Annotated in this window: 10 protein-coding genes and 3 pseudogenes; 8 read left to right on the top strand and 5 right to left on the bottom strand. The window is 33.1% G+C overall.

The annotated features are described in order from the left end of the window. The 7 genes and pseudogenes from DMC01_RS13840 to DMC01_RS16100 all read left to right on the top strand — a co-directional run. A pseudogene (locus DMC01_RS13840) lies at window positions 1-186 on the top strand (N-acetylmuramoyl-L-alanine amidase); the annotation flags it as partial. Continuing rightward, entirely contained in the window at window positions 176-727 is a 552-nt protein-coding gene (locus DMC01_RS11560) for a hypothetical protein (protein WP_142694360.1), read from the top strand. The pseudogene DMC01_RS13840 and the gene DMC01_RS11560, both read left to right, overlap by 11 nt. A 33-nt stretch (window positions 728-760) precedes the next feature. Then, complete coding sequence (locus DMC01_RS11555; protein WP_142694359.1) at window positions 761-1,204, top strand: hypothetical protein; 444 nt, start codon at window positions 761-763, stop codon at window positions 1,202-1,204. A 434-nt stretch (window positions 1,205-1,638) separates the two neighbouring features. Continuing rightward, entirely contained in the window at window positions 1,639-1,869 is a 231-nt protein-coding gene (locus tag DMC01_RS11550) for a hypothetical protein (protein ID WP_142694358.1), read from the top strand. A 387-nt stretch (window positions 1,870-2,256) separates the two neighbouring features. Further along, window positions 2,257-2,619, top strand: coding sequence for a hypothetical protein (locus DMC01_RS11545; protein WP_142694357.1), 363 nt, complete (start codon window positions 2,257-2,259; stop codon window positions 2,617-2,619). A gap of 577 nt (window positions 2,620-3,196) precedes the next feature. After that, complete coding sequence (locus DMC01_RS11540) at window positions 3,197-4,282, top strand: YkvI family membrane protein (RefSeq protein WP_142694356.1); 1,086 nt, start codon at window positions 3,197-3,199, stop codon at window positions 4,280-4,282. A 126-nt stretch (window positions 4,283-4,408) separates the two neighbouring features. Further along, complete coding sequence (locus DMC01_RS16100; protein WP_282432316.1) at window positions 4,409-4,534, top strand: hypothetical protein; 126 nt, start codon at window positions 4,409-4,411, stop codon at window positions 4,532-4,534. Here the strand turns inward: DMC01_RS16100 and DMC01_RS16865 are convergent. Next, window positions 4,521-5,260 (bottom strand): annotated as a pseudogene (locus DMC01_RS16865) (IS1595 family transposase). The gene DMC01_RS16100 and the pseudogene DMC01_RS16865 sit on opposite strands and share 14 nt — an antisense overlap. Window positions 5,261-5,395: 135 nt before the next feature. After that, on the bottom strand, window positions 5,396-5,773 hold the full coding sequence (locus DMC01_RS11530; RefSeq protein ID WP_142694355.1) for a hypothetical protein: 378 nt from the start codon (window positions 5,771-5,773) through the stop codon (window positions 5,396-5,398). Window positions 5,774-5,897: 124 nt separating this feature from the next. Here DMC01_RS11530 and DMC01_RS13835 point away from each other — a divergent pair, with 124 nt between their 5' ends. After that, entirely contained in the window at window positions 5,898-6,062 is a 165-nt protein-coding gene (locus DMC01_RS13835; RefSeq protein ID WP_185908911.1) for a hypothetical protein, read from the top strand. A 140-nt stretch (window positions 6,063-6,202) separates the two neighbouring features. Here the strand turns inward: DMC01_RS13835 and DMC01_RS11525 are convergent, their stop codons facing one another. The 3 genes and pseudogenes from DMC01_RS11525 to DMC01_RS11515 all read right to left on the bottom strand — a co-directional run bounded on the left by DMC01_RS11525 (window position 6,203) and on the right by DMC01_RS11515 (window position 7,053). After that, a complete protein-coding gene (locus tag DMC01_RS11525; RefSeq protein WP_142694354.1) occupies window positions 6,203-6,625 on the bottom strand; it encodes a hypothetical protein in 423 nt (140 codons plus the stop codon). A 19-nt stretch (window positions 6,626-6,644) separates the two neighbouring features. Continuing rightward, window positions 6,645-6,770: pseudogene (locus DMC01_RS11520) on the bottom strand (hypothetical protein); the annotation flags it as partial. Between the two features lie 73 nt (window positions 6,771-6,843). Next, complete coding sequence (locus DMC01_RS11515) at window positions 6,844-7,053, bottom strand: hypothetical protein (RefSeq protein ID WP_142694352.1); 210 nt, start codon at window positions 7,051-7,053, stop codon at window positions 6,844-6,846. Between the last annotated feature and the right edge of the window lie 210 nt (window positions 7,054-7,263).

Genomic DNA, 7,263 nt, shown 5'->3' with positions numbered 1-7,263 from the left:
GGACTTAATTATACACAATATAATGGAAAATGGGAAGAGGCAGCACAAGAGCAAAAAGTTTCAATAAAACATTTGGTGGATATTTTGAAAGCTGAATATAATCTTACTAATGATGATCTTTATGGACACGGAGAAATTTCAGCACATAAGATTTTTAATGAAGCTGATGGTTTATATGAAAAATAACATTGTATTATTTATTATTGTGCTATTTTATGCAAGCTTACAAGCTAATTCAGTAGATGAACATCAAACATTAAAAGACTTAAATATCTTTGAAGCATATCTATTTAATAGACAAACTCTTAAAGAGTTAAATCTTAACTTAGAGATCATAGAGCTTGAAAAATGGGATAATAATATAGAAGTATTAGGAGATCTAAGGGATACAAATGAATACTGTGCTCATATTGGTAGCCCCCAAAAAAACAAAACTCAATTAAAAGAATATTTTGTAAACTCAGTTTTTATAAACCCTAATTATGTGGGATATTATGGCATATGGCAATGTGATTATAGGGGCAAAGTGAAACTGTTTAATCAAATTTGGGATTTTTCTAGCGTTAGTGGTTCTACGAGACTTTCACGCAAAATACCCATAAACCAAGCCAGTAAGCAATCAAATAATTTTGATATATATTGCTATGAGGGTATTTGCTATGAAGTGATGTATTTAGTTTGCGAGGATGAATTGTGTAAGCCTAGAGCAACTGTTGGTGAGCGCTAAGTTATATTAAAGATAATTTTTTAAGCTTATTATGTGGAATTTGGAAGATATATGGTGGAAAAGGCAATGCAAATAAAAGGTGGGCATTTTATTTATTCTAATATTTTAAACTCTTTAATCAAATCTTGCACTCTTATTAGCAAAAGTGCTTTATTTGGCGAGAGAGAATATAAAAATGGCGGCATAGCCATTTTTCATTTATACGAAAACTATGTGCCAAAATATGATAATGACGAAAATGGGCTAGATAAGGTAAGCCATTTTTTATTTAGCACATTGATAAGTTTTACAAATGGTGTTATACATGGCAAAGTTGCAAGTTTTGGGGCTGAGATCGCAGATTGGGCAAAGCAAAAAATATGGGGCATAGGCACAGGATTTGATAAAAGCGACATAGCAGCAAATGATGCTGGAATTGCTTATGGAGTACAATTACGCACAAGAGTAGCGAACGAAGTGATAAAAAAGATTTTTTGAATGAAAAATATATATTTAATCTTGTTTATTTTACTTTGTGTAAGCTTTTTTGGTGTGCTTTGCTTTGTGATCGTGGATTTTTACCATATCATTCCAACTTTATGTGATATACAAATAGCTATCATAAAAGAGCGACAAATGAAATGTTTGCTAAACAAAAGCAAGGAAATTAAGGCTATATTGTATTGCATAATGATTTGTGCCTTATTTTTATTTAGCCTATTTTGGATAAAAAGAGAAAATTTTATTTGTAAAAAAGTGAATTTATTATATCTTTGGTTTGGAGGCACACAGTGTATTTGTCTAGTTTTATTAAAACTTTTTTCTTAAAGATTTATATAAATTTTTGTTTTGTAGCTTTATTATTTACAAATATAGTATTTTTTGCGACATCAGTGCGAAATTTTTGCTATTGGTATGATAAAGAAGATTGTATGGGTGCACCAGATGATACTTGTGATTTGGGCTATCCTTTTGACACTGTATCTATTATGTCTTATTTTGGTGGCTATGTATGTTTTTTGTCATTTTTTATTATAGGTTTGTTTTTTGTCTATTATGAAAAATTATTAACCGGACCAAATGTAAAGTTCTTAATATTTTTGTATCTTGCCTTATTGCTTTTGGAGTTTTTTCTTTTGAGTAATGGTTGTTGGGTTGATTAAATTGATAGTTTTTAAAAAATGTGATTTTGACATAGTTGTTTAAATTTAGCTTAATAATACAATTAAATTTGGCTCAATTAAACTTAATAGAATTTTCTCGTATCCATTTCAGCAAAACTTAATATAGCTTTTACCCTTTGATTTTGCATTGTCTATAAATTCTAGCTATTTTAAGTAAAGGACAAAATTTTTAAGCCCAAATTTAGCTAAACGACTTCGCAAACAAGATCTTTTTTAAGGGCTAAAATTCACAAATTTAACCAAGTTTAAAAAACTTTTACAAAATAATAGCACCTAGTTTCATCCTTAAAAGCCTTAAAAACTAAAATTCACTCTTGCTTCACTAAACAGCTTTAAAATAGCACAAATCATTTTAAGGAGAAGAACATGAAAAAAATTCTTGCTTTGGCTTTTTTTGCTCTAAGCTTGCATGCGGATAGTTGGCTTCAAGGCTCTGTTAGTGCAGTAGATGAGGCTAAAAAAACCATTATGGTTGATACCATTCATTCAGGTGCTGTGGAGGTTAAGATCATGCCTACTACCAAGGTGGAGCTTGATAATTGCGGCTGGTTTGGCTTAGCTGATAGTTGGATCTTTACAGATAATGGCAATTTTTGGGATCTCAAAGAGGGTCGTTTTGTGGAGGTGGATGCTTATTATCCTACAAATATAAATGAAAATACACCCACAACAGCTCAAACAACCACAGCTACAAAGATAGAGGTAAAATGCCGTCCTAGGGCTTACTAAGGCTTTCAAGGAAGCTTGCTTCCTTGACACTAAGTATATTTTTATAAATTCTACAAAACAACAAGTTTAAATTCTAAGATCAACTAAGCTTCTTGGCTAATTTTTGACTCAATTTAACTTAAGCTCTAATAAAGTAGCTTTAAGTTATGATTTACAAGGTAAAAAACAAGTATATTATTTTTGGCTCAACCTACCTTCATAGGATTTTTTCGAATCAAAAATAAAAGTTTTTTATACAAAGTGTCCTTGCTGTGAAGATTATAAAGGAATGCCTAGCAGATATTTGGTGGGTGCATTTAGCACGGCTACGTATGTGTATTATCGTTATGGTTTTAAGCAGTCTTTGACACTTATTGGTGTAGCTATGATTAAAGCATATTCTAGGATTTACGCTACAAGCACTCTTTTACACAAGTACTTGTAGGAGGTGCGATAAGCTGGGGTTTTGTGTGGCTTTTTACTTCACCTTATAAACCTAAAATGCGATCATCATACCCAAAGTAAAGCTAGATTCTAAGGTGTGCTATATGGTATGAATCCGCGTTGGATTGCGATTTTAAACGAAAGGAGAACAAATATGAATCCCAACAATTATAATGTTTCTGTTATAGGAATTGCAGCAACTTATGTTGGCACAGTAATAGGTGCTGGATATGCCTCTGGGCAAGAAATTTTGCAATATTTTTCATATTTTAGAGATAAAGCATTATTCATTGCGTTTATTGCAACATTATTGTTCTTTATATTTGGATATCTTCCTTGTTATCTTGCAAAACATTTTTCAACAAATAATTATTTAATCGCGATTAATCCTAATAAAAAGAGGGCATTTTCTATTTTTTGTGATATTTTTATTACCCTGTCGCTTTTTGGCACTTTGGTTATTATGCTTTCTGGAGCAGGAACGATGTTTGAGGAGAAATTTCATTTGCCTATGTTTGTAGGTGCTTTGCTTGTTTGTATATTGCTAATGTTAAATACCTATATAGGTCTTAGCTTTGTTGTTAGGGTTATGGAATTTATGGTACCCATTATGTTTGTGGGTGTTGCTATTGTTGGCATTTATTCGCTTATATATCCAAGTGCTTCAAGCCAAGAACTTGCCAATGTAAGCATTAATAATAGCGATTTAATACCTCATTGGAGTATGTCAGGAATTTTATATGTAGCATTTAATTTTCAACTTGCCCTAGCGGTGCTTGTGCCATTAAGCCAAAAAGCAAAGGATCATAAAACTTTGTTTTTTGGGATTTTGTTAGGTGCTATTATGCTTGGTGGATGTGCTATGTTTTTATACCTCGTCTTAGAAGCGCATATTGTTGAAATAGGCACAACAAAGCTTCCTATGATAATACTTGCAAATGCGATTTCGCCATATCTTGGCATATTTTACGCTCTTGTGCTTTTCTTTGGTTTGTATTCTACGGCTATTACTTGTTTTTATGGCTCTGTGGAAAGGACAAGGAGATTTTTCTTTATGCGTTCAACTTCTTCTTTTGTTGTTATTATTCTAACAGCAATTTTAGGATTTTTCGCAAGCCTTTTGGGATTTAAAGATTTAATTAGCATTATTTATCCAGTTTTAGGTTATGGCGGAATCATCATTATGTGTCTCATTCTTTATACATATTTTAAAGAAGTAATTAAGGCAAAGAATTCATAAGTGGCGATAAAAAACGATGGATTTGAACTAAAATCAACCTTAATCATTTCGCACATAATCTCAGAATTAAAAGGGCAATTATCTACAAAAACTTCTATCATGCTTATTCTAAAAGTAGATGCCTAAGTGCATTGGGTTTTAAAATTAGCAAAGATAGCCTTGCAAGAAAATATTTATCAAATAAGAGTAGCGACCTTTGAAGAAGCTATGGAATTAAGAATGGCATTTTCAAATAGGCTCAAGATACTCTAATAGAATTTTCTCTTATCAATTTCAGCAAATTTCGATGAGAATTTTGTCCTAAATTTTTTGTCTAAATTTTATTTCTTTTAAGTAAAGCACAAAATTGTCTTTTTTTAGCTATTAAATTTAACTAAACTTTGCAAACTTCTACTACGCAGTTAAGAATGCATAATGCGAAGTAAAAAAGTTCACAATTTCGTTGATATGATTTCATCCGTTTAAAAACTCATTTGCACTATGTTTTACCCTATGATGTGCCTTTGCACAAAAATCCACCAAGGCACCGTAGGATTTTAGTCCATCGCTGTAAATTTCACTTTCTTTAAGCTCCGCCAAGTCCCTTATCATAGATAATAACTCTTTGGCAAAGCAAGTGTTTGAGCGTATAAACGCTAGCCTAGCGTTTTAGCAAACCTTTTGCTGACAGTTGCAAGAGGCTTAACGAAGTAAAAACTTTTGCGACCAGCACCGCATCAACGCTTACCACGCACCCTTTTTGCCCCAAAGTAGCTCTCATCAACTTCGATTTCACCACTCATTTTGCTGATTTTTTCGCACTATTTAAGGGTTAAAAGCTTGCTGCACTATTCTATTAACACAAGGGCGAGAAACCTTACACAAAACGGCGATTTTGCTTACGCAAATGTCAGCACAAAAGCACTCTAAAATTTGTCTAAATTTATGCTCCCAAATGTAGGGCAAAAATATATACTTGTTTAACATCGATTTTACCAAGCTTTGGGCTGTAATTATATCAGCTAAAAGTATCAATCGCCTTTTTGAAAGGCTCGATTCTAACCCCTGGTTTGCAAGACATATTTTTTGGCATTTTTTGAGCCTATGTTGATAAAGCAGCTAAGATTTACGCGCTTACCCCTCGTTAAATACCTTGCTTCCCATCATTATATTTATAGGCGAGTTGCTTTCATTGATATTATCAAAATAGCTCTGCCCCAAATCCTCTCCACTTTCTACTCCAAGTGCTTCTAAGTAATTTTTCTCCCACTCCTTCGTGCTGCCTATGTTTAATAGCATAAAGGGCTTGTTTGCGTTTTTGCTTTTAAAGGCTAATTCCTTGTCATTTCCCCTAATTTTACAAGCCTCCACGCTAGATTTTTCATCCACATAAAACACAGTTTGCCTTAAAGTCTTAGAATCCACGCTTCCTACAAGCTCTAAAAATTCCTCGCTTAAATGCCCTTGATTAAAATACAAGCTCGCATTTTGTAATTTTGCCCTTAAATTCAAGGCAATAGGTTTTATATCAAGCTTACTTGCTAAAACCTATAAAATCGCCTAAAATTTCACCCCTACTTCTTGAGTATTTACCTTAGCTCTAACGGCTATGATTAAAGGATTATGATAAAGCAGTTTGTTTAAATTTACACCATTTAAATTCTTGCTAGTATCCTCACTCAAAGTATCAGCTGAATTTAAAGTTGAATTTAAGGCTGAATTTAAAGTAACCCCTGAATTTAAGGCTGAATTTAAAGTAGCCTCAAATTTTTCATTAAAGCTCTTAAAAAGCCTTGCTTAGTTTTATCGCAGCAAAAAGCACAAAAAATTCAATTATCCCTTTTTTCGCCCTCATCCCCACTGCTATCCTTAAATGCCTTTAAATTGCTATCAAGCACAGCTATATTTTTACCAAAGCCATCTTTGTTGAATTTTTCCAAATTATAAGGCACAAGTTGTTAAATCTAACGCGTCCTCAAAGCTAGCAGAAAAATTAAAGCCCCTTGAAAAGTCATTTTCCCCTAAATTCTCGCCATCTTTCATCCCACTTGCCAAGGCATCAAAATAAGCCTTAGGCACAAGGTCCTTGCTACCGTCTTTATGTGCTTCATCAAGCAAGATATACCACCCACTTTGCGTTAAAAAATTCTTGTAATTTAATCTTTTCGCCTTGCTGTCGACATTTTCAGCATTATCAAGCAAATCACTTCTTTCTACATAAAGTGTTATCTCATCAAAAAGCCTATTTTCATCTGCCCTTTCAAAGTCTCTTAACTCACGCAAGACCCTTTCATTAAAGGCATTATAGGCTTTTATTTGCTCTTTAAACTGAGTTAAAATCTTATCATTTGTCACAAGTAGCATTATAGGCTTTTTTGGAATTTCACCCCGCTAGCTCATTTAAAAGTGCCACAAACTTTATCATAACTATGGTTTTACCACTGTCCGTTGCCATCCAAAAACTAGCACGGTTTATTTCATTGGCCTTTATCAAAGACATTAAATTTAGCCTTTGATAAGAGTGATACTAACCTAAAAACTTGCTAGCATTATTTTCAAAAAGCTCAATCTCAGCATAATCCCTATGATTTTGCTTTCCCATATAAAGCCTTAAAGCAAGCATTTTTAAGTGCGCCTTGCTGATAATCTTGCAAGCTAATGCTACGTGAAAATTTTTCAAATTCAAGCCCCTCTAAAAACTCGCTAAATTCAGCATTTTTTTGCTTTATAAGCTCGTTTGAAACTAGCTTTTTGGCTAGATTTTCGCTCATAGACTTTGGCTTTTTATTCATTTTATTGCCACCAAATGAGATTTTTTAATTTTGGGTATTTAGCTAGGTCTATATTTTGTGCGTTTAAAATCTCGCCGTTGTGGTATTCACAGCACTCTAAGCCCAAATTGTCCCCTTCCCCTTGCGGAGTATTTGTGTCTTAACGAGGAGTTAAGATGCAAGAATTTATTGATAGTATCGATGATAGTGATGATAGTATCAATGGTGGGC

It is taken from the genome of Campylobacter troglodytis, from assembly GCF_006864425.1.
In the GTDB taxonomy this organism is placed as follows: Bacteria; Campylobacterota; Campylobacteria; order Campylobacterales; family Campylobacteraceae; genus Campylobacter_D; species Campylobacter_D troglodytis.
This window is presented reverse-complemented; position numbering and strand designations above follow the sequence as displayed.